Raw genomic sequence first — 25,206 nt, forward strand, 5'->3', positions numbered from 1 at the left:
GCATGTTCGAACGCCTGATCCAATTCGCCATCGAGCAGCGCCTGGTGGTGATGCTGGCCGTGGTCCTGATGGCCGCGGTGGGTATCCACAGCTACCAGAAACTGCCGATCGACGCTGTACCGGACATCACCAACGTCCAGGTGCAGATCAACACCGCCGCCCCCGGCTACTCGCCGCTGGAAACCGAGCAGCGCATTACCTTTGCCATCGAGACGGCCATGGCGGGCCTGCCAGGGCTGAAGCAGACCCGCTCGCTGTCGCGCTCGGGCCTGTCGCAGGTCACGGTCATTTTCGATGACGGCACCGACCTGTTCTTCGCCCGCCAGCTGGTCAACGAGCGCCTGCAAGTGGCCCGCGAGCAGTTGCCCGAAGGGATCGAAGCAGGCATGGGGCCGATTTCCACCGGCTTGGGCGAGATCTTCCTGTGGACCGTGGAAGCCGAACAGGGCGCCCTGAAGGAGGACGGCACGCCCTATACGCCGACCGACCTGCGGGTGATCCAGGACTGGATCATCAAGCCGCAGCTGCGCAATGTGCCGGGGGTGGCCGAAGTGAACAGCATCGGCGGCCACGCCAAGCAGTATCTGATTGCGCCGGAGCCCAAGCGGTTGGCGGCCTACAAGCTTACCCTCAACGACCTGATCGGCGCGCTGGAGCGCAACAACGCCAACGTGGGTGCCGGTTACATCGAGCGCAATGGCGAGCAGTTGCTGATCCGGGCGCCGGGCCAGGTGGCCTCGGCCGAAGACATCGCCAATATCGTCATATCCAGCGTGGACGGCACGCCGATCCGCGTCAGCCATGTGGCCGAGGTTGGCCTGGGTGAAGAGTTGCGTTCGGGCGCGGCCACCGAAAACGGCCGTGAAGTGGTGTTGGGCACGGTGTTCATGCTGATCGGTGAAAACAGCCGCACAGTGTCCCAGGCAGTTGCCGCCAAACTGGTCGAGATCAACCGCAACCTGCCCAAGGGCGTGGTGGCGGTGACGGTGTACGACCGCACCAACCTGGTGGAAAAAGCCATCGCCACGGTAAAGAAGAACCTGGTCGAAGGCGCCATTCTGGTCATCGCCGTGCTGTTCCTGTTCCTGGGCAACATCCGCGCTGCGCTGATCACCGCCATGGTCATCCCGCTGTCGATGCTGTTCACCTTCACCGGCATGTTCAGCAACAAGGTCAGCGCCAACCTGATGAGCCTGGGCGCGCTGGACTTCGGCATCATCGTCGATGGCGCCGTGGTGATCGTGGAAAACGCCATCCGCCGCCTGGCCCACGCCCAGCAACGCCATGGCCGCATGCTGACCCGCAGCGAGCGCTTCCATGAGGTGTTTGCCGCCGCCCGCGAAGCGCGCCGGCCGCTGATCTACGGGCAACTGATCATCATGGTGGTTTACTTGCCGATCTTTGCCCTGACCGGGGTCGAGGGCAAGATGTTCCACCCCATGGCCTTTACCGTGGTCATGGCCCTGCTGGGTGCGATGATTCTCTCGGTCACCTTTGTGCCGGCGGCCATCGCCCTGTTCGTCACCGGCAAGGTCAAGGAAGAAGAAGGCCTGGTGATGCGCACGGCGCGCCAGCGCTATGCCCCGGTGCTGGCCTGGGTGCTGGGCCGGCGCAAGCTGGCGTTTACCGCAGCGGCCACTCTGGTGCTGTTGTCCGGTGTAATGGCCAGCCGCATGGGCAGCGAGTTCATCCCCAGCCTCAGCGAGGGCGACTTTGCCTTGCAGGCCCTGCGCGTGCCGGGTACCAGCCTGTCGCAGTCGGTGGACATGCAACAGCGCCTGGAGCGGGCGATCATCGCCCAGGTGCCGGAAGTGGAGCGGGTGTTTGCCCGCACCGGCACCGCCGAGATCGCCTCCGATCCGATGCCACCGAACATTTCCGACGCCTACGTGATGTTGCGCCCGCGCGAGCAGTGGGTGGACCCGGGCAAGCCGCGTAACGAGCTGATTGCCGAAGTACAACGTGCGGCGGCCAGCGTACCGGGCAGCAACTACGAGCTGTCGCAGCCGATCCAGTTGCGCTTCAACGAGCTGATTTCCGGGGTGCGCAGCGATGTGGCGGTAAAGCTGTTCGGAGACGACATGGACGTGCTCAACCGCACCGCCGCGCAAATCGCCAGCAGCCTGCAGCGCGTGCCGGGCGCGTCTGAGGTGAAGGTTGAGCAGACCACCGGCCTGCCCGTGCTGACCATCGACATCGACCGTGACAAGGCCGCCCGCCATGGCCTGAACGTGGGTGACGTGCAGGACGCCATCGCCATCGCCGTAGGGGGGCGCACGGCAGGTACGCTGTATGAAGGTGACCGCCGCTTCGACATGGTGGTGCGCCTGCCCGAAACCTTGCGCACCGATGTGGACGGGTTGGGCAGCCTGCTGATTCCGGTGCCGGCCAGTGCCACAGCCGGTGCTGCGCAAATCGGCTTTATTCCGCTGTCGCAGGTGGCCACGCTGAACCTGCAGCTGGGGCCGAACCAGGTCAGCCGCGAGGATGGCAAGCGCGTGGTGGTGGTCAGTGCCAACGTGCGTGGGCGTGACCTGGGCTCGTTTGTCGAAGAGGCTGAACAGACGCTCATTGGCCAGGTTCAGATCCCGCCGGGCTACTGGACGCGCTGGGGTGGCCAGTTCGAGCAGCTGCAGTCGGCGGCCGAGCGCTTGCAGGTGGTGGTGCCGGTGGCTTTGCTGCTGGTCATGGCGCTGTTGCTGATGATGTTCAACAACCTCAGGGATGGCCTGCTGGTGTTCACCGGCATCCCGTTTGCCTTGACCGGCGGGGTGCTGGCGCTGTGGTTGCGGGACATTCCGCTGTCCATCTCGGCGGGTGTGGGGTTCATTGCGCTGTCAGGCGTGGCAGTGCTCAACGGGCTGGTGATGATTGCCTTTATCCGTGGGTTGCGCGAAGAAGGGCGTACCCTGCGAGCGGCCGTGGAAGAGGGCGCGCTGACGCGCTTGCGGCCAGTCTTGATGACCGCGCTGGTGGCGTCGCTGGGGTTCATTCCGATGGCCTTGGCGACCGGGACCGGGGCGGAGGTTCAGCGGCCGCTGGCGACGGTGGTGATTGGCGGGATTCTGTCTTCGACTGCGCTGACGTTGCTGGTGTTGCCGGCGTTGTATCAGTGGGCGTATCGGCGTGAAGAGGTGCAAGAAGGCTGAAAGTTTGGGGCCGCACAGCGGCCCCAAAGATCTCAAACGGTACTACGGGCTCCAGGCTGCACGCGGTCGGCTCCCACTTCATCATGCAACGAAATCCGCGAAGTCTCCGGCAACGCCAACCCCCCCACCAACGCCACCAGCGCAATCACCACCAGGTAAAACGCCGGTGCCAGGCTGCTGCCGGTCTGCCCGATCAGCCAGGTTGCCACCAGCGGCGCGGTACCGCCAAACAGCGTATAGGCCACGTTGTAGGTAATCGCCGAAGCGGTATAGCGGGTGCGCGTTGGAAAGCTCTCCGACAGCAACGCCGCCGTGACCACACCACTGCACAACGCCCCCACCGCAAGCAAAATCACTCCGATCAGCGCGCCGGACATCGAGCCCGAGCTGGCCAGCCAGTACGCCGGGAACACGCACAGCATTACCCACAGGCAGGTAAAACCAATGGTCTTGCGCCGCCCCACACGGTCCGAGAACGCCCCGGCCAGTGGGCAGCCGACGGCGGCGAACAGCAACGCCACGGTGGTCACCAGCAGCGATTGCGCGCGGGTCAGGTTGCCCACCAGTTGCAGGTAGGTGGCGAAGTAGGTGGTGAACATGTAGAACGACAGCGCAGTCAACGAAATGAATGCCCCCAGGTTGCGAATGGCCCGGCCATGATTGCGCAGGGTTTCCTTGAGCGGCGAATGCTCGTGCGCTTTGCCTTGGGCGATGGCTTCACGGAACGCCGGGGTTTCTTCCATGCGCCAGCGCAGGTACAGGCCGACCAGCCCCAGCGGTGCAGCGATCAGGAACGGAATGCGCCAGCCCCAGGCATTCATCGCCTCGCTCGACAGGCTGGCCTCCAGGCCATAGGCAATGACCGCTGCACAGGCAAAGGCGGAAAAGGTCGAGACCGGCACGAAGCTGCCATAGAAGGCGCGCTTGTCGTTGGGCGCATGCTCCATCAGGTAGGCGCAGGCCCCGGCATATTCACCGCCGGCAGAAAAACCCTGCAGGCAGCGCGCCAAGGTCAGCAACGCAGGGGCGGCCAAGCCGATGCTGGCGTAGGTCGGCAGCAGGCCGATCAGGGTGGTGGAGCCTGCCATCAGCAGAATGGTCAACGACAGGATGCGCTTGCGCCCCAGGCGGTCGCCCAGCGCGCCGAACACGATCCCGCCCAGCGGGCGCAGGGCAAAGGCCACGGCAAATACTGCAAAGGTCTTGAGCAAGGCCACGCTGGCGTCTTCGCTGGCAAAGAACTGGCTGGCGATCAAGGTGGCGAGAAAGCCATAGACGGCGAAGTCGAACCACTCGACGAAATTGCCGATGGCCGAGGCGGCGATCACCCTGCGCAGGGTGGCGGGGGATACCTCATGAGGTGCGGACATGCGAGTGCTCTCCGGTTCCATTGGCAGGCATGATGAAGGTGGCGCGGTCGGGCCGCGCCCTCATTGTTGTGCTTGCCAGTAGATCGCCGGGCGCTGGAGCGTGCTTTGTCGAGGGCGACCTCGGGATACCTGAATCAACCGCTGTGGCGGTTTACAGCCGGCCTACTTTCCAGGGGGCGTATTCCAGCTCGCTGTAACCCTTGGCCTGGCCGTGCGCGTCGGTGCTGAAGCCCGGTAGCTGGCTCACATCAAGCGCCATGCAGCGGCTGTTGAGTTCGGCCTGCAGCTTGCCATCGAGGCGGAAGTCGTCCGGCCGGTTCGGGTGGGGATAAATCTGCACCAGGCACCCTTGGACTTTGCCTTGTGCATTGGCTTCATAGTAGAGCGAGGCTCTGCCAATGCTGTTTACCGGCTGGTCGCGCAGCAGGTGCTGCCAGAAGAACTCACGTTGAGCATTGGCCTGGCGCCGTGGGGTATCCGGTGCCTGGGCGGCAGCGGGCAGGACCACGAACATCGGCGCACGTACTTCTACTGTACCGTCCTCATCGCGCAGCGACTTCGGCACCACGGGGTAGATGGTCTTCCAGCATTGCGCCTCGACCATGCTGGCCAACGCCTTGAAGTCCGAGCGGACCAGGTCGGCAGGCAATACCGTTTCGTACCTCATCGGCGCCTTGCTGGCTTTGCAGCTGACGGGCGCCGAGTTCTGGTCGAGTTTGACGTCCAGCATGACCACGCCAATCTGCTTGCCCGTGTCGGCGGTGGCAATGCCCAGTTTCAGGACTTGCTGCATGTCGCTGACGAATGTCTTGCGCGCCTGTTTATCTTCTTCGGAGGCAGGCCGGTTCTGGCAACCCGATAAGGCGATGAGTGCGGTGGCCGCGATTACCGGAGACAACGATCTGAACACAGAAACTTCCTTGATGTGAGAAAGCCGGCCTACATGCCGGCGGTAATGAGAGCCAATATTATTCGAAATGCTTGAGGGTTTTGTGTGGTTTGTATGGAGAAATGTGGAGCAGCTGTCTTGCACAAAACCTGAAGCTGGCGCGATCACTGTGGGAGCGGGCAAGCCCGCGAAGCAGGCGACGCGGTGGATGGCACCGGCTGCGCCGGTGTTCGCGGGCATGCCCGCTCCCACAGGGAAATGCGCTTATGGTCAGAAGCGCATGTCCAACGCCAGCTCGAAGGTGCGCGGCGGCCCCATGTAGTACTGGCTGTTGTAGGCCTGCTTGGCATACACCTCGTCGGTCAGGTTGCGCACCCGCCCGGTCAGCGTGGTGTGCTCGTCCAGCCGGTAGCGGGCGAACGCGCCGAACAGCGTGTAGGCCGGGGCCTTGAGGCTGTTGGCGTTGTCGGCATACACCGAACCCACGTAGCGCCCGTCCGCGCCCACCGACCACGCCGACGACAGGCTGTAGGTCAGCCACAGGTTGGCGACATTGGCCGGTACGTTGGTTGGTGCATTGCCCTTGCGCGAGACCGATACCCCGTTGACGGCCTCGTTGAATTCGTCGTACTGCGCATCGACGTAGGCGTAGTTGGCTTCGGCCAGCAGTTTTGGCGTTACCTGCAGGCGCCCGGACAGTTCCACCCCGCGTGAAGTCTGCTGCCCGGCCTGGACCGTGAGGTTGGCGTCGTTCGAGTCGCGCACGGCAAAGTCCTTGCGCACGATCTGATACAGCGCCAGGGTGGCCGCACCTCGCCCGTCGAGGAAGTCGAACTTGCTGCCCACTTCCCATTGCTCGCCCTTGGACAGGTCGAACAACCCCACATTGGAGTAGGTCGCGGCTGCCAGCGAGCCGGCGGGCAGGTCGGCCGAGGTGCTGTATTGCGCATACAGGCTGGCCGAAGGCGTCAGTGCATAGGTCAGGCCGATACGCCCGGACAGCGGCTCCCAGCGCCGTTCGAAATAGGCCGGCGAGGTGGGCGTCACGGCGCCGTAGTTGGTGACTTCCATGTCCAGGTAGTCGTAGCGCAAGGCGGTCAGCAGGGCCAGGCGCTCGGTGAGTTGCAGGCGGTTTTCGGCAAACACCGCACGGTTGATCACCTCGTGGCGACGTTGTTTGGTCAGGCCGGCATTCACCCCGGGGATGTCATCGAAACTGCCAGGGTTGAAGTGCTCGGCATCGACCACGTCGCTCCAGCTGCCCGAGGTGGGGTAGAGGGTCTGGCGCATGCGTGAGTATTCCAGCCCCAATGACCACTGGCTGGCCAGGCCGAACAGCTGGTTGTCGTGGCGCAGCTCGATGCGGTCGCCCAGCAGGTTCTGGTCGTGGCGCTGCAGGTAAGGGCTGCTGCGTTGCACCTGGCCAGCGGAGGTGTAGGCATAGCGTTCAAGGTTGCGGTAGTCGCGCTGGGCGTTGTAGTGGTAAAGCGTGTTTTGCACGCTGGTGCTGTCGCTGACCTGGTAGTCGAGGATCGAGCGCAGCCAGCGTACGCGCTGCTCATAGCGGCCGTCAGCGACGTTGTAGTTTTCGAAGCGGCGGCTGTTGTCGATCTTCATCGTGCTGCGCCCCGGCAGGATCGGCGAACCCCAGTAGGGGCTGTCTTCGCGGTCTTCCTGGTACTCCAGCGCCAGGGTGTGGGTGAGGTTGGGGGCCAGGTCGCTGAGCAGCGAAAAGGCCAGGCTGTCGGTGTGCCGTTCGTTGCGGTCGACGTAACCGTTGCCCTGCCCACGGCTGAAGTCCAGGCGCATGAAATGGCGGGCGTCAGCGGGGTTGCTGGCCAGCGCCTGGTTGATTCCGAACGCCACCTCGCTGTCGTCGAAACTGCCATAGCGGATACGCCCGTCAAGGGTCTGCTGGTCGCGGCTGGCGAGTTTGGTGATGTAGTTGATCGAGCCGCCCACGGCACCGGCACCATGCAGGAACGAAGACGGCCCGCCAATCAGCTCGACGCTGTCGAGCACCCAGGCATCCACTGGCCGGGTGGCGCTGCTGTAGCCCAGGTTGATGCCGTTGTACAACTGGGTGACCTGGTTCTGGGTAAAGCCGCGGTAGGCAACGAAGCCGCCAAAGCCTGGGTTGGCCGAGGCGTTCACGCCGGTCATGGCGTTGATCACGTCCTGGCTGTCCTTGGCGCCGCGTTCTTCGATCAGGCGGCGGTCCGAGACGCTGACCGAGGCGGGTGTTTCCCGCGCGGTGAGGCCCAGGCGCGAGCCGGTGCGGATCGGTTCGTCCAGTTGCACACCGCTGGCGGCATCGCGTTCGCCGTCGATGGTGGTGGCGCCCAGTTCAACGGGGGCGATTTCGGCGCAGGCGAAGCTGCAGGTGCCCATCAGGAGCACCAGGGAGGTGTTACGAAGCATGTTGGTGTGTCTTCCACGCAAAGGTCATGGCTGACGGCGAGCGCGCACGCAGGCGTGCCCGGCTGACGTCAGGCGAAAGGCATTACAGCGGCGGGGAAGGCGGTGGGGGAGGCGCGGGGGTTGAGGGCGGGGCGTTGATAGCGCGGTGGCGGTTGTGCCCAGCTGCGCACGACGATGGGCGAGGTGGCCACGGCTTGCGCCGGGGTGAAAGACCAGCCACCGCTGCTGAGCGGTACGGCCAGGCCGAACGAGGAGCACACCGGGCAGTCCAGCTGGGCCATGTGCTGGTCACCGCCGGCGCCGTCCAGGTCGATGGCCACGCCGTGTTCGCTGTTCACCGAGCAGAAGCCGCCCTCCAGCCCGGCCAGCCGCAGCCCGCCCATCTGGCCATGGTGCAGGCCGCACAGCAACAGGCTGAACAGGACGCTGGCGTAGAGCGTCCAGGCAGTCAGCGTGCGAGTGTGCCGGGTGGTTTTCATGGCGGCGAATCTACCATCCGGATGAACGGTCGGGTAGCTCTTTGGCTGTACAATTTTCAGGGCTGCTGCGCAGCCCATTGCGACACAAGGCCGCTCCCACAGGAAATCACAGTACCTTGTGGGAGCGGCCTTGCGTCGCGAAAGGGACGCAAAGCGTCCCCAGGGTCTGTCAGGCAGCGCGTTCGAGCAGGTCCAGCAAATCGACAAACTCCATCGCCAGTTTGTGCCGAGGCGCCAGGTGTACCAACGGCACCGACGCCTGGTGCGATTCACGCATCTTGATCGAACTGCTCAGGTAGACCGGCAACACCGGCATGCCTTCGCCGCGCAACTGGTCAACCAGGGTCTGGTGCAGTGCAGTACGCCCGGCGAACTGGTTGACGACCACGCCTTCTACCTGCAACGCCGGGTTGTGGTCCTGGCGCAGTTCCTCGACCTCGGCCATGACACAGTGCAGGGCCTGGCGCGAGAAACTGTCGCAATCGAACGGGATAAGCAGGCGCTCGGCCGCCACCAGCGCACTGAAGGTGTAGAAGTTCAGCGCCGGCGGGGTGTCGATATAGATCCGTTCGTAGTCCTCGCCCAGTTCCACCAACAGCTTGCGCAGCTTGTTGATCTTGAACTTGCTCTCCAGCTTGCTTTGCAGGTCGCTGAGGTCGGGGCTGGCGGTGACCAGGTGCAGGTTGCTGTAGCGGGTTTCGGTTATTGCCACGCGGTGCTTCTTGCCGGCGGCCGTGACCGGTGACAAGGTCTGGCGGAAGAAGTCGGCGATGCCGGCTGGAATGGCGTCGTTCACCAGGCCGGTCAGGTAGTAGGTGGCATTGGCTTGTGGGTCGAGGTCGACCAGCAATGTCCGGTAGCCTTCGGCGGCACTGGCAGCCGCAAGGTTGCAGGCGATGCTGGATTTGCCGACGCCCCCTTTCTGATTGAAAACCACACGACGCATGAGACGCTCATCCATGAAGTGAAAATGTCAGGTTGAGGTCAATCCTATGACGGGAACACGACAGTTTTATGACAGACATTGTTACAACTGCACGTTTCATCTTTGCCGCCTCACAGGTCAGGCGATGACCACCCGATTGCGCCCCTCCTGCTTGGCCCGGTAAAGCGCCCGGTCAGCCTCGCTCAGTGTTTCCACAGGCTCACCGCCTGCCTCGCCATCCCAGCGCGCCACCCCCAGCGAAATGGTCACCGCCCCCACAGGTTCCAGCGGCGTATCCTGCACGGTAACCCGCAAGCGCTCAGCCACCACCGCGGCCACCTCCAGGCTGGCCCCCGGCAGCATCATCAGAAACTCTTCGCCGCCGGTACGGCACAGCAGGTCCCCTTCGCGGCAACACCGGCGCATCAGCTCGGCCAGCTGGCGCAGCACCTGGTCACCGACCTCGTGCCCATGGCTGTCATTGACCCGCTTGAAATGGTCGATGTCCAGCGCGATGGCCGCAAATGCCCGCCCTTCGGCTTCCAGCAACGACAGGCTGAGTTCCAGGCTGCGGCGGTTGCCCAGGCCGGTCAGCGGGTCGGTCTGGGCGTCACGGTCAAGCCTGCCGATGCGTTCTTGCAGCAGGTTCAGCCCGAACAACAGCGCGCGCTTGAGCTCGGCCGCCTCGAAGTACCAGGCGGGTACCCGGTGCAAGCGTTCGGCTGTACCGGCACGGTCCATCGAACGGGCGCCGGCGGCCAGTTGCCAGAGTGGTCGGGCAATGGTCAGGGCCAGCCACCACAGCAGCAGGCAGCCCACCAGCGCGAAGGGCGCGGAGGTGCCGATCACGTTGAGAATCAGGTGGCTCAGCGGCGTTACGGTCTGTGCCAGCGGCTGCTGCGCCACCACGCCCCAGCCGGCGCTGGGCACGGTGGCGTACCCGGCCAGCATTTCCACGCCCAGGCTGTTGGTCAGTTGCCGGGTACCGCTGTCCAGTGTCGCCAGTTGGTCGACCAGCGCGTTGCCTTCCACCACGGTGCCTACCCGTTGGCTGTTGGGGTGGTAGAGCAGGCGGCGGTTGCGGTCGACCACATACAGGTACGAGCCGTCCTTGTAGAAGTGCTCGCCCAGCAGGCTGTTGAGGATGTTGCGTTCTCGCAGGTACAGGCTGCCCCCCACGTACCCGAGGTAACGGCCGTTGCTGTCGAAAATGGGGTGCGACAACGCCACCACCAGGTTGTTGGCCGCCGACAGGTAGGGTGTGGAAACCAGAGGGCGGCGTTCGTGCAGGGCTTCCTGAGCACCCGGCGACTGCATGCGGGTGCCGACAAAGTGGCGTAGCGAGGCTGGAGAGATCGCCAGCAGCACGCCGTTGGCATCGATCACGAACGTGGAGTTGAAGGCCATGCTCTGGCCCAGTACACGGTCGGTCTCCACCTGCAGTGCTGCCGCGTCGCTCAACTGGTGGCCCTGCACGCCGGCGCTGAATGAAAGCTGCTGCAAGGCGTTGCCGATGAAGGTCTCGGTGATGGCCGCCAGTTTCGTCGCATACACCCGGTTGGCTTCCAGGGCGTGGTCGATCAGCAGCTGGCGCTGCACCCGGTAGCTGGCGAAATAGCTGGCGCACAGCATGACCAGGGCCGTAAGGGCGCAGAGCACCAGAATGAGTGTTCGTAGATCCAGGCGCAATCCGTGCTTGGCGTGTGGCAATCCTGACCTCGGGCTTTGAAAATAGCTAAGAAATGGGAACAGCCATATGCACTAGCGCGTGAACGGGCGCTGCATTCAGGAGCCTGCCCTGTCCAGCGCATTCAGCTCGTCTTCCACCTGTTGCATGCGTCGCTCGACCAGCGCCTGCACCTTCACATCGCGGGCGGTTTCGCGCATCAGGGCAGTGAGCTTTTCGCTCAGGCGCCTGCCGGCTTCGGTGTCTTCCAGCGCGCGGGCCTTGGCCGGGTCCTGGGTGGCTTCGACGATGGTGGCGAACTCGGCGTCGCTGAAATTCTTCTCGCTGTAGAGGCGGAACAGGTCCTGGTGCTGGTCCTCGACGGTGAGGTATTTGCGCAGTACGCCCTGGATGGTGGCTTGCGACAGCTGCGGGTGAGTGCGGCCGAGCAGCGTGGCCATGCGCTCAATATTGTGCGTGTAGGCATCCTGCAGCGGTAGCTGGGCGAGGATCTGTTCTTCACGGGTGGGCTTCTGGTCGCAGGCAGTAAGGGCGGCAGTCAGCAGCAGGGGCAACAGCAACTTCTGGAAGCGAGGCATGGCGTGGCCTGGTCGGGCAGTGAAGACTGCCGATTATACCGATGTCCGCATGGCCGCGACGAGCCCCGTGATTTGCCTTGACCGGCACGCTGGTGTAGAACCCAGCCTTCCAACCATTGCCAGCAGCCCCATGCCGAACCGGACCCTGCAACCTGTCGCGCGCGTCGCCATTGCCGAAGTCGTGGCGTTTGTCGAAAGCGCCCGCCGCGAGCTGTTCCCGATGCTTGTCGCGGCCCCCTTGCCGCACGACCTTGCGCACTTTGCCGAAACCTACCTGGACGGCGCGGGGTGCTTTCTTGAAGCCCGCGATGACGGTCGGCTGGTTGCCGTGATCGGCTATGTGCCCTATGACCATCGTTTTGCCCAGCTTGACTATCACGCCGGGCGGGTAGTGGAGGTGGTGCGCCTGTTCGTGCTGCCGGCCTATCGCAGGCAGGGGCTGGCGGGCGCGTTGTTCAGTGCATTGCGCGAGCAGGCGGTGCAGGCGGGAATCGATTGCCTGTACCTGCATACGCATCCGTTTCTCCCGGGTGCGATTGCGTTCTGGGAACGGCATGGGTTTGCGGTGGTGGACGTGGAGCAAGACCCGGTCTGGCAGACCACGCACATGCAACTGCGGCTGCGCTGATTTGTGGGAAAGCGCCTACAACGGCCTTTTCGGCGTGATCGACGCGTTCATGTTCAGGGCGCCCCGGCTTGCTTACCTTCCCTCATGCAAGGCTTTTCACTGCACCGAGGGAGACTCACGATGGCATACATGGCCCTGTACAAACTTAAACTGCTGGACGAGTTCGACGACCGCAGAGACCTGTGGACCTTCGGCGATTTCGAGAACAGGTTGATGGACTTGTGGCGTGGCGCGACGCGGCATGATGCCAAAGGGATCATCAATGCGGCGCACAAGGAACGGCGCTGGCCGAGGACGGTGAAGCGCTACCTGCTGACCAATTACCGGGTATTTGGCAATGTCAGTTCGGAGCTTGAGCGGACGTTTGCCGAGGTGTTGGCGACGATGAGCGTGCAGGAACGGGCGGAGTGGGGCTTGCTGCCTGCAGGCAGCTCGGTTGCCTGAACGTTACTGGGGCCGCTATGCGGCCCATCGCCGGCAAGCCAGGCTCCCACAGGCTCGGGCATTGCGCTACACCTGTGGGAGCCTGGCTTGCCGGCGATGGGCTGCAAAGCAGCCCCCATCCAGGCATCACCGTACCTTAGAAACTACCCGAAAGTGGCCATTCCACCGCCAAGCGAATTTGGTCACCATCCAGCTCCGCCTGCGCCGTGTTCCCCCGGTGCACGTTATGCCGCAGCGAGAACGTGGTGCCTTTGGCCTTGCCACTCTGCACCACATACCGCGCCTCCAGGTCGCGTTCCCAATGTTTGCCGCCCTTGCCATACCCCAGGTACGCATACCCGCCAGTCGGGTCGACATGCGTGCCGTCGATATCGAACCCGCGCACGTACAGCGCTGTCAGGTTCAGCCCTGGCACCCCATAGGCCCCCATGTTCAGGTCATAGCGTGCCTGCCATGACTTTTCGTTCGGTGCGTTGAAGTCCGACATCTGCACCGCGTTGGCAATGAAGATCGCGCCACGCGTCACGTAGTCGAACGGGGTGTTGCCGTCTACCTGCTGCCAGCCCAGGCTGAACCCGTGCGGCCCTTGGTTATAGCGCGATACCAGGCTCCAGGTGGTGTTGTCGATGCGCCCGGACAGCGCCTTGCCGGTGTCGGTGGTGCGGTACAGGTTGAGGTCCAGGCTGACGCTGCGGCGGTTATCCAGCGCATGGCTGAGGGTACTGCCCAGGTAATGCTGGTTCCAGCTGTCCTCGTAGCGCGAGGTGTAGAGGCTGCCGCTGAAGCTGGCGCCCGGGTTCCAGACCACGCCGGCCAGGTCGAAGCTGTTGCCCTGTTTGCCGTTGGAGTAGTTCACCACAAAGCCCTGGTCGTGGCTTGTGGCATTGCGGTCGGTGCTCTCGTTGAAGTGCCCGGCCACCAGCTTGAGGGTGTCGAAGTCGTTGCTGGTGAGGAAGAAACCGGTGGCGGTCTCGGGTAACAAGCGGCTGTCGGAAGAGCTGAACACCGGGGTCTTGACCCGCTGCTCACCGTAGGACAACACGGTATTGGCCATGCGCAGTTTCAATGCCGCGCCTGCGCGGCTGTATTCGTTCTTTGGGTGCCCGTCGTTATCGACCCCCAGCAAGCGCGCTTTGCCCGCACGCCCGCCGCCACTGTCCAGTTGCACGCCCAGGTAGGCGTGGGCATCGACGCCGACACCAACCAGGCCTTGCGTAAAGCCGGACTGGAAGGTACCCATCAAACCGTAGGCCCATTCTTCAGCCTTGCCGCTGCGTTCGCTGCGTGGCTTGTAGGCATTTCGTGCGGAACTGTTGCGCCCGCCATGCTTGTAGTCGCGCTGGTCGAACACGCTGCGGTTGAGGATGCTCCAGCTGCTATCCTCGACAAAACCGTTGCTTTGCGACTGTGCGGAGTCGGCCTGGGCGAACGGCGCCAGCCCCAGCAGCGGCAGCGCCAACAACAACCGGCTCATTGCGCGGCCTCAAGCTTCTGCAACTGGGCAGCAAAGCGGGCCTTGGCCCGGGCTGGCAAGTTGGCGGGCAGTTCGGTCGCCGATGCGTCACCTACCTGAATGACCATCACCATGCCCATCGCCAGGTGCGGAATGCACTGGATGCCGTATATGCCCGGCACGCTGAAGGTCTGTTCGAACGGCTGGTTCAGCTTGCTCTTGAAGGGCTCGGCCCCGGAGGGCAGCAGGCCTGCCACGCTGGCCGCATTGTGCCCGCTCTGGGTGGGCAGGAAGCGCACGGTGTCGCCGGGCGCGATGCGCAAGTGGTCCGGCTCGTACACCATCGCGCCTTCGCTGCCACGGTTGAGCATTTTCACTTCGTGCACGTCGGCTAGCGCGGCCGGGGCGAGCAGGGTGCTGGCAAGCAGCAAGGCGAGGGGGCGCAGCGGCATCGGGAGAACTTCCTGGTTCAGGGGGCGCGAAAGCGCAGGATGCGCGCGCCGTCGAAGGGGTCGGTAAGGTAATGGGCGTGAACGCCAAAGGTGTTCAGCAGGCGCTCGGGGGTGAGCACTTCAAGGGGTTTGCCCAGGGCGACCAGATGGCCTTTGTCGAGTACGGCCACGCGGTCGCAGGTGAGTGCCTGGTTGAGGTCGTGCAGCGCTACCAGGGTGGTGACTGGCAGGGCCTGGACCTGTTGCAGCAGGCTTAGCTGGTGCTGGATGTCCAGGTGGTTGGTCGGCTCGTCCAGCAAGAGTACTTGTGGCCGTTGCGCCAGGGCGCGGGCGATGTGCACGCGCTGGCGCTCGCCACCGGACAATGAGCCCCAAAGGCGTGTGCGCAGGTGCAGGGCGTCGAGGTCAGCCAGCGCCTGCTCGACGATGGCACGGTCTTCTTGTGAGAACGGAGCCAGTGCTGACAGCCAAGGTGTACGGCCCAAGGCCACGGCGTCGAACACACGGATTGCATCGAGGGTGTCGGCCTGTTGTTCGACCAGTGCCAGGGCCTGTGCCACACGGCGGCGGGGCAGCTGTGCCAGTGGTTCGCCCAGCAGTTTCACGCTGCCGCTGGCCGGCTTGCGCAGCCCGGCCAGCAACTTGAGCAGCGAAGACTTGCCTGAGCCGTTGGGGCCGACAATGCCCAGCGTTTCACCCGCGACAACATTCAGGTCGATACCGCTGAGCACGGTATTGCCGGCCAGTTGCAACCCCAGGCCCTGGCAACTCAGGGGCGAAACCTGTACAGCGGTCATGACGGTCATGAGCGCCCCCGGCGGCTGACCAGAATCAGCGCGAAGACCGGTGCCCCGATCAGCGCGGTGACCACCCCCACAGGGATCACCTGGCCTGCAATCAAGGTGCGCGAAAGCACGTCGGCGGCAATCAGGAACAGCGCGCCGCCCAGTGCGCTGGCGGGCAGCAGGCGGCTGTGCCCGGGGCCGAGCAGCAGGCGCAGGGCGTGGGGAATCACCAGCCCGACAAAACCGATGGCACCGACGATGGACACCATCACCGCCGTCACCAGCGCCGCGCAGCTGATCAGCAGTAGCTGGGTGCGCCGCACCGGGATGCCCAGCGAAGCAGCCGAGTCGGCGCCGAAGGTAAAAGCATCCAGCGCACGGCGGTGCAACAGGCACACCACCAGGCCGAACAGTGCCACCGGCACGGCCAGCCACACCGATGGCCAACGTACCCCGCTGAGGTTGCCCATCAGCCAGAACAGGATGCCGCGTGCCTGTTCGGCAGTGGCCGACTTGGTGATCAGAAAGGCGGTCAGCGCGTTGAACAGTTGCGAGCCGGCAATGCCGGCAAGGATGACCTGGGCGTTGTTGTTGCCGGGGCCGGCCGCGCGGGCCAGTACCAGAACAAGGGTGAATGCGGCCAGTGCGCCGATGAACGCCCCGGCGGACATGCTCAATGCCAGGCCACCCAGCCCCAGCAGGCCGACCAGCACCGCGCCGGTCGAGGCGCCGGCAGACAGCCCCAGCAGATAAGGCTCGGCCAAGGGGTTGCGCAACAGCGCCTGGAGGATCACGCCACACGTCGCCAGGCCGGCACCGCAAGCAGCGGCGACCAGGGTGCGGGTAAGGCGGTAGTTCCAGACGATGCCGGCGTCGATCGGGTCGACCGGGTAGCCGGCCTGCCACAGGTGGTTGGCCAGCACCTGGCCAACCACACTGGGCGACAGGTTGGTTTCACCAATGGCGGTGCCGGCCAGCAAGGCGGCCAGCAGGGCTGCAAGGGCGACCGCGATGCAAGGTAACAGGCGAATCATCACTGGGCCGCTTTACCGCTGGCAAAGGCGGCAGACAACGTCTGCAGGCCGCTGAACAGGCGGATGCCGGCCTGCATGGCGTCGGCGTCGAGGATGATGATGCGGTCATGCTTCACCGCGTCCATGTTGCGGGTCACCGGGTCGCTACGCAGGAATTCGAGCTTTTTCTGGTAGTCGTCGGCGGGGAAGCGGCGACGGTCCATGCGTGCGATGATCAGCCAGGTGGGGTTGGCCTTGGCCAAGGTTTCCCAGCCTACGGTGGGCCATTCCTCCGTGGACTCGACCACGTTGCGCACGCCCAGGGTGCGCAGCATGAAGTCGGCGACGCCCTGGCGGCCGGCCACGTACGGGTCGATGTCGAGGTCGGCGCTGGAGAACCAGAACAGTGCCGAGGTAGCGGACAGGTCCTTGCCTGCCAGTTGTGCCTTGGCGCTGTCCAGGCGGCCTTTGAGCTCGGCATTCAGGGCAGTGCCGCGGTCTTGCACATCGAAGATCTCGGCCAGCTGGCTGACGCTTTTGTAGATGCTGCCTACCTGGAACGCTTGCAGGCGAGTACCGTCGGCGCCGACCAGGTTGTCCTTGCCTTCGCAGTCCGACGGCAGCAGGTAGGTGGGTATCTTCAGTTCGTCGAACTGTTCGCGGGTGCCGACCACACCTTGGGCGCCGACCATCCATTCGAACTGTACCGCGACCAGTTGCGGGCGCTTGCCCACTACGGCCTCGAAGCTTGGGTCGTTGTCGGCCAGGCGCGGCACCTTGTCGTTCTGCGCCTTGTATTCGGGCAGTACGTTGTTGAACCACAACGAGGTGCCAGCCAGTTTGTCACCCAGGCCCAATGCGTAAAGCATTTCAGTGCCGGCCTGGCCGATGGTGACGGCGCGTTGCGGCGCCTGGGCGAACGTCTGCGGTCTGCCGCAATTCTCGACGGTAAGCGGGTAATGGGTGGCGGCGGCCTGGGCCAGGCCAGTAAGGCCGAAGCCGGCGAGCAGGGTGGCGAAACGGGGCAGCATGCTGGGCGATCTCCTATCGGACAGTTCGGGTGAGGAACGCACGGACAGGCATCGCCGCGCCCCGCCGTTGGCAGGGGCAACACAGATGGCCAATCCCGGACACCCCGCCGGTTGGTATAAGTAGGCCGGCAGGTCTCCTGACTGGTGCGTCATGGCCCGGCTCCAGCCTTCCCGGGCTATTACGCCCAGTGGCATCGATGGAGCAGGCTCGGCACCTACAGTTGCGGGGGCAGTTCCGTTTGGCCCGTGTTGGCGGGCCTGGGATTCCCTATTAATTCCGTGGTGGAAACCGGCGGCCCGCATGGTAGACCATCACGCCGCCGGGTGAAAACGCTTTTCAGAAGTACTTCAGCCAGGTGATGTCGCGACGGCGCGCTTTCAGGCGGGCGAACTTGCGCACCGGCAGGTACAGCGACGCGGCCAGCAGGACGGCACCCAGCCACACGGCGGCGATGCCATCGAAACCGAAGTAATCGCCATGGTTGAGGCCGAACAGCGCCACGCTGGCCAGGTACAGCAGCTTCAGCACGTACAGGTGCAGCAGGTAGAAGAACATCGGCGCAGCACCAAACACCGCCAGCACACTGATCCAGCGGGCCTGGCCGGCGCGTTCGAAGGCGCGCAGCAACAGCAGGCCGCAGCCCAGGGTCAGGGCCAGGAACAGCAGTGACGGCGGGTATTTGGTGATGTTGAAGAAGCTCATCAGGGTTTGCGTGAAGGTTGGGTAGCCGCTCCAGGGCGCCTCGCCATAGCCGTTGAACATTCGCAACACGACAAAGCCCAGCAACGCGACCAGCCCGGCCAGCAGCAGGCGGTGCTGACGTTGGTCGGCCTCGCTGCCACGGGCGAACCACGGGCCCAGGCCGTAGCCCAGGGCGATGACGCCGATCCACGGCAGCACCGGGTAGGACGTGCGCAGGCGCAGGGTGTCGGAAAACGCCAGCCAGCCACGGTCATGCAGGATCGCCCACGGTACATGCAAGGCCGATTCCACGCCGAAGTGCAGGCCATCGAGCAGGTTATGGCCGGCGACGATGACTGCGCCCAGGGTTAGCAGGGCGGCGCGTGGCAGCCATACCAGCAGCGACAGGGCGATCATGCTGATGCCAATCGCCCAGATGACTTGCAGGTAGATGACGCTGGGCGGCAGCTGAAAGGTCCAGGCGAAGTTGACCAGCGTAAACTCCAGCGCCACCAGAAACAGCCCGCGTTTGAACAGGAACGCCGACACATCGCCACGGCCCTGATGCTTTTCGCCATACAGCCAGGCCGAAAGGCCGGTCAGCAGGACGAACACTGGCGCGCAGAGGTGGGCCAGCGTGCGGCTGATGAAGAGCGACGGCTCGGTGGTGTCGATGGCCATCGGGTCGCTGACCTGGCGGTGCAGGAAGAACGTTTCGCGGACGTGGTCCAGAAGCATGAACAGGATCACCAGGCCGCGCAGGGCGTCGATGCTCTGCAGGCGCTGGGTGAGCAGGGTGGGGGTGGCGCTGGCGCTTGTCATGGAGGGTCGCTGATAGGAATGAATGTCATGTGAAACGTTATCTTATAACTAATTGGTTAGGGGTTGGTAGAGGTTTTTGTGTTACCTGTGCCGGCCTCTTCGCGGGCTTGCCCGCTCCCACAGGTACACCACAGTTTTCAATGTTTGTGATATCCCTGTGGGAGCGGGCGAGCCCGCGAAGAGGCCGGCACAGGCAACCTGAATCAGAAGCTGTAATCCACCGTCGCAAAATAAGAGCGTGGCATCCCCATCAACCACTGCTGCCCACTGAACGCCGACTGCACATACTCACGATCAAACAGGTTGTTCAACTGCAACCCCAGCCGCACATCCGGCAGCACCTGCCAGGCAACATTGGCATCGACCACGGTGTACCCAGGCGCGCTCTGGGTATTGGCAGTATTGGCAAAGCGCTCATCCACATAACGCGCACCAATGCCGGCCTCCACCTGCTGCCCGAAGCCTTTGCTCAGCCACAGGTTGGCAGTACGCCGTGGCACATTGGCCGGCCGATTGCCCGCGCGGTCCTGCGCTGTACCGCCGACCATTTCGTCAAAGTCATCATACTTGGCGCGCACCAGCGATGCGTTCGCCGACACCTGCCACTGATGCGCCAACGCCAGTTCCAGGGTTGCTTCCAGGCCATCAGACGTCTGCTGCCCGGCCTGCTGCTTCTCGTGGGTGATCGGGTCGTCCACCAGCAGCTTCTTCTTGACGATGTGGTAGGCCGCCAACGTCCATTCACCGCGACCGTCCCAGAAGCGTTGTTTCAGGCCTACCTCGGTCTGCTTCGCTTCGGTCAGGTCATAGTGCATCTGGGCCGGGCTGAGGCTGATGAGGTTGTTCACCCCGTCCTCACTGGTGGAGTACTGGCCGTACAGCGACAGGTCGTCGGTAAACGCATACACCAGGCCGACGCGCCAGTTGCCGCCTTGCAGGCTGTGGTCGCTGCGGCTGCCATCGACCAGGTTGTCGCGGTCGATGTGGTTCTGGTCGCGGCGCACGCCCGTGACCAACGACAGCCGATCGCTCAGCTGCAGGCGGTTCTCGGCGAACAAGGCGAAGGTGTGGGTGGTGGACAAGGTTTGCGGGCGCAGGGGCGAGGCGCTGTGGAACCAGCCAGGCTGCGGCTGCCACGGGTCGATGTAGTCGCCGCCCACATCGTTGTAGGGGGCATTGCTGTCGACGTTGAAACGCACCTTGTTGTACTCGGCGCCAACCACGGTCTTGCTGGCCAGGCCGAACAGGGTGTGGTCGAAGGTAAAGGTCTGGCGGTCGCCGAACTGCTCCTGGTTATGCTTGATCTCCAGGTAGCTGCCGCGTTGCAACTGCTGGCGCTCGGCGTCCCAGCTGTAGTCTTCGGCGTTGCGCCAGTGGCGGCGGCTCTTGATGTAGTACAGCTGGTTGCTGGCGCTGAGGTGGTCGTTCAGCGTCCAGTCGGTGTTCAGCCGGGTCCATTCATCGACGTAGTGCTGCACGTCGTTCTGCACGTTGTAGTTTTTTTTGCGCAGGCTGCTGCGGTAGTGGCCATCGATCAGTGGCGTGCCGTAGTAGTTGGCGGGTTCCGCATCGCCACGGTCGTGGGCGAGGGTGAAACTGAGGTCGTCGCTGGCGTCGAAACGCAGCGCGGCGCTCAGGGCCAGGCTGCGCGAAGGGGTACGGTCGACCCAGCCATTGCCCCCTTGCTGGTTCAGGGTCAGGCGGTAGCTCAGGCGTTCGCTGAGGCTGCCACCGCTGTCCAGGCCGAGATGCTGGCGGTCCCACGAACCGTACCCCAGGCGCAGGTGGTTACGCACTTCGCCGGCAAACGGCTTTTTCGGGATCACGTTGACCACCGCACCGGTGGCGCCCTCGCCATGCAGCACCGAAGCCGGGCCGCGAATCACGTCGATGCGCTCGACCATCCACGGGTCGACCGGGAAGGTCTGGGTGCCGGCGCCGGTGTACAGACGTGCGCCGTCGAACAGGGTCATCACCGAGCTGTGCCCGGCAAAGCCGCGAGCAGAAAGGCCCGTGCCGCCGTCGCCCGGGGAGCCGACAAAGGTGATGCCCGGCGAACGGGTCACGGTGTCCTGCACCGTGAGGTTGTTGCGCTGCTGGATCTGCTCGGTGCTGATGCTACTGGTGCTGGCCGGCGTCTCCAGGGCGTTGAGGCCAAGGCGTGAGCCGGCCTGGGTCGGCGTGACCAGGTCGATAGCGTGGCTGTCGAGGGTGTCGGTGATGGCCGTGGAGGGCAGGGCCAGGGGCTGTCGGCCCTGGTCATCGGCCAGGGCTGGCAGGGCGACGGCCAGGCAGGCCGCCAGGGGGTGAAGCTTGAACATACGGGACATGTCGTTCCACTGCTGCAGGAATGAATGGATCCCGGTGGAAAACACGCAAAGGCGAACCGTGCAGGCAGGCGCGCGCACGGATACCGGCCTGCGCCCGCCCACCGCGGGTTGCCAAGTGAAGCTTCAGGCCGGTCTCCGGGCTTGCGAGGGGCATGAAACCTTCACCTTCCCATGCCTGAGCACAGTGGTATGTCGAAGGGTTCGCTCGCTTACCGTTGCGGGGGCAGCGCCGGACTTGTCGTGGTCGATACGACGCACCGGCTTCCCGTTTCACCCTGCACGCGGCGGTACAGGGCACCTGAAACTGGCGCGCATCTGACCATTGAAACGCCGGGGCGTCAAATGCGCGGTGTAGGTGGGGGCGCGGTTGGCCGATCAGCGCCCGCGCCGGCGCGACACCCGCGCCTCGATGTTCTTGCGCCCGATCAGCAGTGGTGGTTTCTCCACCACCGGCTCGTCCGCCAGCCACTTGTACATCACCAGGCAGTCCACCAGCCCCAGGCGGGCATGGCGATAGGCCTTGGGCAAGCGGCCAACGGTCTCGAAGCCCAGTTTGTGCCACAGCGCCACGGCCACCTCATTGCTGGCCACCACCGAGTTGAACTGCAGGGCCAGAAAGCCCTCCTGGCGTGCCAGCTTCTGCGAGTGTTCGCACATCAGGCGTGCCACGCCACGGCCACGCGCCTGTTCGCAGACCATGTAGCCGCAATTGCCCACATGCGCACCAGGCCCGGCAGCATTGGCCTTGAGGTAATACGAGCCCAGCAGCTCGCCATCTTCTTCGGCCAGCAGCGTGTGCAAGGGCAGTTCCAGCCACAACTGGCGGGCTTGTTCGAAGCTCAGGGCAGGGTCGAAGGCATAGGTTTCACGGGCCTGGACAATGGCCTGGAAGGTGGGCCAGAAACGATCGAAATCGTCGGGCGTCATGGGGCGAATGTGGATCATGCGGGTTCCTGCGCGGGCTAAGCCGCCCAGTCTGGGTCGCGCGGCGCCGTCGCGCAAGGGCGGCGGCGCCGTTTGTGCTCAGCCGTTGGCCTTGCCGACCGCATCCATGGCCCGCGCCGAGTAGACCAGCGCGGCACCGGCATTCATCGCCACGGCCACGCCCAGCGCCTCGGCAATTTCCTCGCGGCTGGCGCCATGCTTGACCGCCTGCTGCGAATGCACGGCGATGCAGCCGTCGCAGCGGGTGGTCACGGCCACCGCCAGAGAGATCAGCTCGCGGGTCTTGGCGTCCAGGTGGTTGGTCTTGGCCCCCGCACCGCTGGCGGTCATGTAGCCGGCCACGGTGTCGGGGGAGAGTTGCTTGAGATCGCCGATGCCGGCCATCAACTGCTTACGGTAGGCGTCCCAGTCCATCATGCTCATCGTCTTCACCTTGGGGTGGTTGCGAGTGGAGCTTTCAGGCTAGTCGAAGTGTGGCAAGTGTGAGGTTTGTACTTTGGTGGGTGTACGCAGGCCGATGGTAGAAGGGCCTGCGTAAACCGGTCAGATGTAGATGAACACCAGCACCAACGCCGCGACCACGGCCCATTTTTCCAGGTAGTAACGCATGCGGTTGCGCTTTTTCAGCGCCTTGCCACGCTCGCGGATCTTGTAGATGCGGGTGAACAGCCGGTTGATACCACCGGTCTTGTCGCCGTCACCGTTGGGCGCGGCGGCGGCGGCCATGACGTTGCGGCTGAACCAGCGGTTGAACGCCGTTGCCCAGCGGTACTTGAGCGGGCGCTCGACGTCACAGAACAGGATGATGCGGTTGTGTTCGGTGGTATTGGCCGCGTAGTGAATGTAGGTTTCGTCGAAGATCACCCCCTCACCGTCGCGCCACGAGTACTTCTCGCCGTCCACGTCGATGTAGCAACCGTCGTCGTTTGGCGTATCCAGGCCCAGGTGATAGCGGTAAGAGCCGGCATACGGGTCACGGTGGCGCACCAGCTTGGCGCCCGGCGGCAGGGTGGCGAACATGGCGGCCTTGACCGTGCCGATGCCTTGCAGCAGCTCGGTGGTACGTGGGCACAGGGCCATCGCCGACGGGTGGCTTTCGCCGTACCACTTCAGGTAAAAGCGCTTCCAGCCGGTCTTGAAGAACGAGTTGAAACCGACGTCATCGTAATTGTCGGACTTCTTGATTTCGCCCACATGCAGCAACTGGCGCCCTTCCTCGCGGATTTCCTGCCAGTGGTCCTGCAGCGGTTTGAGTTCGGGGAAGGCCTCGACCGGCAGGTAAGGCTTGGCCGGCAGCTTGGAAAACAGGTACAGGAAGCTGTTGACCGGGGCCAGGAAGCTGGAGTGGTCGCCCAGCTGGCGGGTCAGCTTGTGACGAACCCGACCGCGCAGGTGAACATAGGCGATCGAGAGGACGAAGATGAGTACGAGTGCAATTTTCATGGACGTTTACTTGTCGAAAAATGGCCATGCGCCATGGCATAAGCCAGCCAGCATAAACAATCATGGGGGCAGTTTGTACTTATTGTTACGAAACAACGGGGCGACATTGGTGTAATGCCCTACAGTCTTGCGCAAACGTTTCATGTTCGGGAGTTTGTATGGTTCAGGATGCACGACCCAGCGGTAGCCCCTTCAAACGGCTGTTTTTCGCCCTGCCGGTCAGCGATGTACAGCGCCGTGCCCTGGCCCAGTGGCGCCGGGGTTTGAACCTGCGCAGCGGCAAACCGGTGCCGGCGGCCAACTTCCACGTCACGTTGCTGTTTCTTGGCGATGTGGATGCCGCGTCGGTGCCTGCGATCTGTGCCGCGGTCGATCAACTGGCGCTGCCGGCTGCGGCGCCACGGCTGTTGCTCGACCGTTTGCAGGTGTGGCAGCGGGCCGGAGCCTTGGTGCTGGAGGCACAGCAGACACCGCCGGCCCTGTTGCAACTGGTGTACGGGTTGCAGCAGGCGTTGCTGCCGTTGGGGGTGGAGGCCGCCAGCCGTGAATATCGCCCGCACTTGACGCTGTCCAGGGATTACCGTGGGCAACCGCCCGAAGCCAGCAGCGCGCCGGAGTTCTACCTCTCGGCACGCCACTTCACGCTGTACGAGTCGCGCAAGGGATCTTACTGGCCATTGGCACAGTGGCCGCTTTCGAGTTGACGCTGGGCAAAGCTGAGCCCAAGCCCGCAATCAATGCCATGGCTCGAACCGCGGTGATGGTCTGCTACACCGGCAAGCTCTGATACGGCAACTCATCCCCCGGACTGCGCTCGAACTGGCGCTTGTACTCGCGGCTGAACTGCGAGGTGCTTTGGTAGCCCACCCGGTGCGCGGCCTGCGCCACCCCCAGGCCTTCGCCAATCAGCATCTGCTGCGCCTTTAACAACCGCAGGCGCTTGAGGTACTGCATCGGTGCCATGTCGGTGCAGCGCTTGAAGTGTTCGTGGAAGGTCGAAACGCTCATGTTTGCCCGCGCAGCCAGTGCCTCCACGCTCAGTGGTTCGCTGTAGTGGGCGCGCAGGTGGGCGAGGGCGGCGCCGATGCGGGCGAAGTGCCCCTGTTGCTCCACCAACGCCCGCAACACACCGGCCTGTGGGCCGCGCAGGGCGGTGTACAGCACTTCGCGTACGCGCGCCGGGCCCAGCACTTTGGCATCCAGCGGGTCCTGCAGGCAGTGCAGCAGCCGCTCCACACTGTCGCGCATCGGCGCATCCAGCGCTGCCGAAGTCATCGATTGCGGGGTTTGCGCCTGCACTGCTGCGTCCGGCGCCAGGTCCATGCTCTGCACCAGTTCACCCAGCACGCCACGGTCGATGTCTACCGCCACGCCCAGCAAGGGCGCTTCACGGGTGGCGAAGGTTTCACACATGAACGGGACCGACAACGCCTGCACCAGGTAATGCCCGGCGCCATATTCCAGGGTACGCGGCCCCAGGCGCGCCAGCTTGCTGCCCTGGGCCAGGATCATCAGGCTGGGCTCGTAGATCTGAGGGCTGCTGGCCACATAGTGGTCCCAGCTCAGCACCTGCACCTGGGGCAGGTGCGTGGGGACGAAGCCAGGGCGCGTGGCGAGGCTGCGGATCAGCGCGCAGAGCGGCGCGTTGGCGTCGACGTGGCGGGTCAGTTGCATGATGAA

General features: G+C 64.1%; 22 protein-coding genes and 2 riboswitches. Of the genes, 4 read left to right on the plus strand and 18 right to left on the minus strand.

The genetic code is table 11. The features are described 5' to 3' along the window. Positions 1 to 2 precede the first annotated feature (2 nt). A complete protein-coding gene (locus tag A0O30_RS21960; protein WP_105947990.1) occupies positions 3 to 3,149 on the plus strand; it encodes an efflux RND transporter permease subunit in 3,147 nt (1,048 codons plus the stop codon). 32 nt (positions 3,150 to 3,181) lie between these two features. Here A0O30_RS21960 and A0O30_RS21965 read toward each other — a convergent pair whose 3' ends face one another. From A0O30_RS21965 to A0O30_RS22005, 7 genes are all read right to left on the minus strand, one after another. After that, positions 3,182 to 4,519: an MFS transporter gene (locus A0O30_RS21965; RefSeq protein ID WP_105947991.1), complete on the minus strand. Its 1,338-nt coding sequence runs from the start codon at positions 4,517 to 4,519 to the stop codon at positions 3,182 to 3,184. A 151-nt stretch (positions 4,520 to 4,670) separates the two neighbouring features. Beyond that, positions 4,671 to 5,429 carry a hypothetical protein gene (locus A0O30_RS21970; protein ID WP_105947992.1) on the minus strand — a complete coding sequence of 253 codons (759 nt, stop codon included), beginning with the start codon at positions 5,427 to 5,429 and terminating at the stop codon, positions 4,671 to 4,673. A 249-nt stretch (positions 5,430 to 5,678) separates the two neighbouring features. Next, positions 5,679 to 7,829, minus strand: a complete 2,151-nt coding sequence (locus tag A0O30_RS21980) for a TonB-dependent siderophore receptor (protein WP_105947993.1) — start codon at positions 7,827 to 7,829, stop codon at positions 5,679 to 5,681. 68 nt (positions 7,830 to 7,897) lie between these two features. After that, entirely contained in the window at positions 7,898 to 8,308 is a 411-nt protein-coding gene (locus A0O30_RS21985; RefSeq protein WP_105947994.1) for a DUF2946 family protein, read from the minus strand. Between the two features lie 169 nt (positions 8,309 to 8,477). After that, the gene (locus tag A0O30_RS21995) at positions 8,478 to 9,254 is read right to left on the minus strand and encodes a ParA family protein (protein ID WP_105947996.1); all 777 of its coding nucleotides are present in this window, start codon (positions 9,252 to 9,254) and stop codon (positions 8,478 to 8,480) included. 117 nt (positions 9,255 to 9,371) lie between these two features. Further along, on the minus strand, positions 9,372 to 10,943 hold the full coding sequence (locus A0O30_RS22000) for a sensor domain-containing diguanylate cyclase (protein WP_105947997.1): 1,572 nt from the start codon (positions 10,941 to 10,943) through the stop codon (positions 9,372 to 9,374). A gap of 75 nt (positions 10,944 to 11,018) precedes the next feature. Continuing rightward, positions 11,019 to 11,498 carry a hypothetical protein gene (locus tag A0O30_RS22005; RefSeq protein WP_016714667.1) on the minus strand — a complete coding sequence of 160 codons (480 nt, stop codon included), beginning with the start codon at positions 11,496 to 11,498 and terminating at the stop codon, positions 11,019 to 11,021. Between the two features lie 130 nt (positions 11,499 to 11,628). Between A0O30_RS22005 and A0O30_RS22010 the strand changes: the two genes are divergently transcribed. Both A0O30_RS22010 and A0O30_RS22015 read left to right on the plus strand, forming a co-directional pair. Then, a complete protein-coding gene (locus A0O30_RS22010) occupies positions 11,629 to 12,126 on the plus strand; it encodes a GNAT family N-acetyltransferase (RefSeq protein WP_105948032.1) in 498 nt (165 codons plus the stop codon). A 120-nt stretch (positions 12,127 to 12,246) separates the two neighbouring features. Beyond that, complete coding sequence (locus A0O30_RS22015; protein WP_105947998.1) at positions 12,247 to 12,570, plus strand: hypothetical protein; 324 nt, start codon at positions 12,247 to 12,249, stop codon at positions 12,568 to 12,570. Between the two features lie 136 nt (positions 12,571 to 12,706). Here A0O30_RS22015 and A0O30_RS22020 read toward each other — a convergent pair whose 3' ends face one another. The 10 genes from A0O30_RS22020 to lpxO all read right to left on the minus strand — a co-directional run bounded on the left by A0O30_RS22020 (position 12,707) and on the right by lpxO (position 23,526). Further along, entirely contained in the window at positions 12,707 to 14,044 is a 1,338-nt protein-coding gene (locus tag A0O30_RS22020) for an OprD family porin (RefSeq protein ID WP_105947999.1), read from the minus strand. Further along, positions 14,041 to 14,475 carry a pseudoazurin gene (locus A0O30_RS22025; RefSeq protein ID WP_105948000.1) on the minus strand — a complete coding sequence of 145 codons (435 nt, stop codon included), beginning with the start codon at positions 14,473 to 14,475 and terminating at the stop codon, positions 14,041 to 14,043. Before A0O30_RS22025 ends, A0O30_RS22020 begins: the two co-directional genes overlap by 4 nt. A gap of 17 nt (positions 14,476 to 14,492) precedes the next feature. After that, positions 14,493 to 15,281, minus strand: a complete 789-nt coding sequence (locus A0O30_RS22030; RefSeq protein WP_105948001.1) for an ABC transporter ATP-binding protein — start codon at positions 15,279 to 15,281, stop codon at positions 14,493 to 14,495. Continuing rightward, a complete protein-coding gene (locus A0O30_RS22035) occupies positions 15,278 to 16,294 on the minus strand; it encodes an iron ABC transporter permease (protein ID WP_105948002.1) in 1,017 nt (338 codons plus the stop codon). Before A0O30_RS22035 ends, A0O30_RS22030 begins: the two co-directional genes overlap by 4 nt. After that, complete coding sequence (locus tag A0O30_RS22040; protein ID WP_105948003.1) at positions 16,294 to 17,304, minus strand: ABC transporter substrate-binding protein; 1,011 nt, start codon at positions 17,302 to 17,304, stop codon at positions 16,294 to 16,296. The genes A0O30_RS22035 and A0O30_RS22040 overlap by 1 nt, the downstream gene beginning before the upstream one ends. A gap of 109 nt (positions 17,305 to 17,413) precedes the next feature. Then, positions 17,414 to 17,613, minus strand: a riboswitch (cobalamin riboswitch). A 28-nt stretch (positions 17,614 to 17,641) separates the two neighbouring features. After that, positions 17,642 to 18,808, minus strand: a complete 1,167-nt coding sequence (locus A0O30_RS22045; RefSeq protein ID WP_105948004.1) for a DUF1624 domain-containing protein — start codon at positions 18,806 to 18,808, stop codon at positions 17,642 to 17,644. Between the two features lie 203 nt (positions 18,809 to 19,011). Beyond that, positions 19,012 to 21,138, minus strand: coding sequence for a TonB-dependent siderophore receptor (locus tag A0O30_RS22050; protein WP_105948005.1), 2,127 nt, complete (start codon positions 21,136 to 21,138; stop codon positions 19,012 to 19,014). A gap of 108 nt (positions 21,139 to 21,246) precedes the next feature. Next, positions 21,247 to 21,455, minus strand: a riboswitch (cobalamin riboswitch). Positions 21,456 to 21,513: 58 nt separating this feature from the next. Beyond that, complete coding sequence (locus tag A0O30_RS22055) at positions 21,514 to 22,083, minus strand: GNAT family N-acetyltransferase (protein ID WP_105948006.1); 570 nt, start codon at positions 22,081 to 22,083, stop codon at positions 21,514 to 21,516. A gap of 78 nt (positions 22,084 to 22,161) precedes the next feature. Beyond that, positions 22,162 to 22,506, minus strand: a complete 345-nt coding sequence (locus tag A0O30_RS22060) for a carboxymuconolactone decarboxylase family protein (RefSeq protein WP_013973174.1) — start codon at positions 22,504 to 22,506, stop codon at positions 22,162 to 22,164. Positions 22,507 to 22,626: 120 nt separating this feature from the next. Then, complete coding sequence (lpxO, locus tag A0O30_RS22065; RefSeq protein ID WP_060498225.1) at positions 22,627 to 23,526, minus strand: lipid A hydroxylase LpxO; 900 nt, start codon at positions 23,524 to 23,526, stop codon at positions 22,627 to 22,629. 158 nt (positions 23,527 to 23,684) lie between these two features. On the opposite strand from lpxO, the gene thpR reads away from it, so the two are divergent. Then, a complete protein-coding gene (thpR, locus tag A0O30_RS22070) occupies positions 23,685 to 24,230 on the plus strand; it encodes an RNA 2',3'-cyclic phosphodiesterase (protein WP_105948007.1) in 546 nt (181 codons plus the stop codon). Positions 24,231 to 24,294: 64 nt separating this feature from the next. On the opposite strand, the gene A0O30_RS22075 is transcribed toward thpR, so the two are convergent. Next, positions 24,295 to 25,200 carry an AraC family transcriptional regulator gene (locus A0O30_RS22075; RefSeq protein ID WP_105948008.1) on the minus strand — a complete coding sequence of 302 codons (906 nt, stop codon included), beginning with the start codon at positions 25,198 to 25,200 and terminating at the stop codon, positions 24,295 to 24,297. Positions 25,201 to 25,206: the final 6 nt, after the last annotated feature.

Origin of the sequence: Pseudomonas sp. LLC-1, assembly GCF_002992185.1 — a bacterium.
In the GTDB taxonomy this organism is placed as follows: domain Bacteria; phylum Pseudomonadota; class Gammaproteobacteria; order Pseudomonadales; family Pseudomonadaceae; genus Aquipseudomonas; species Aquipseudomonas monteilii.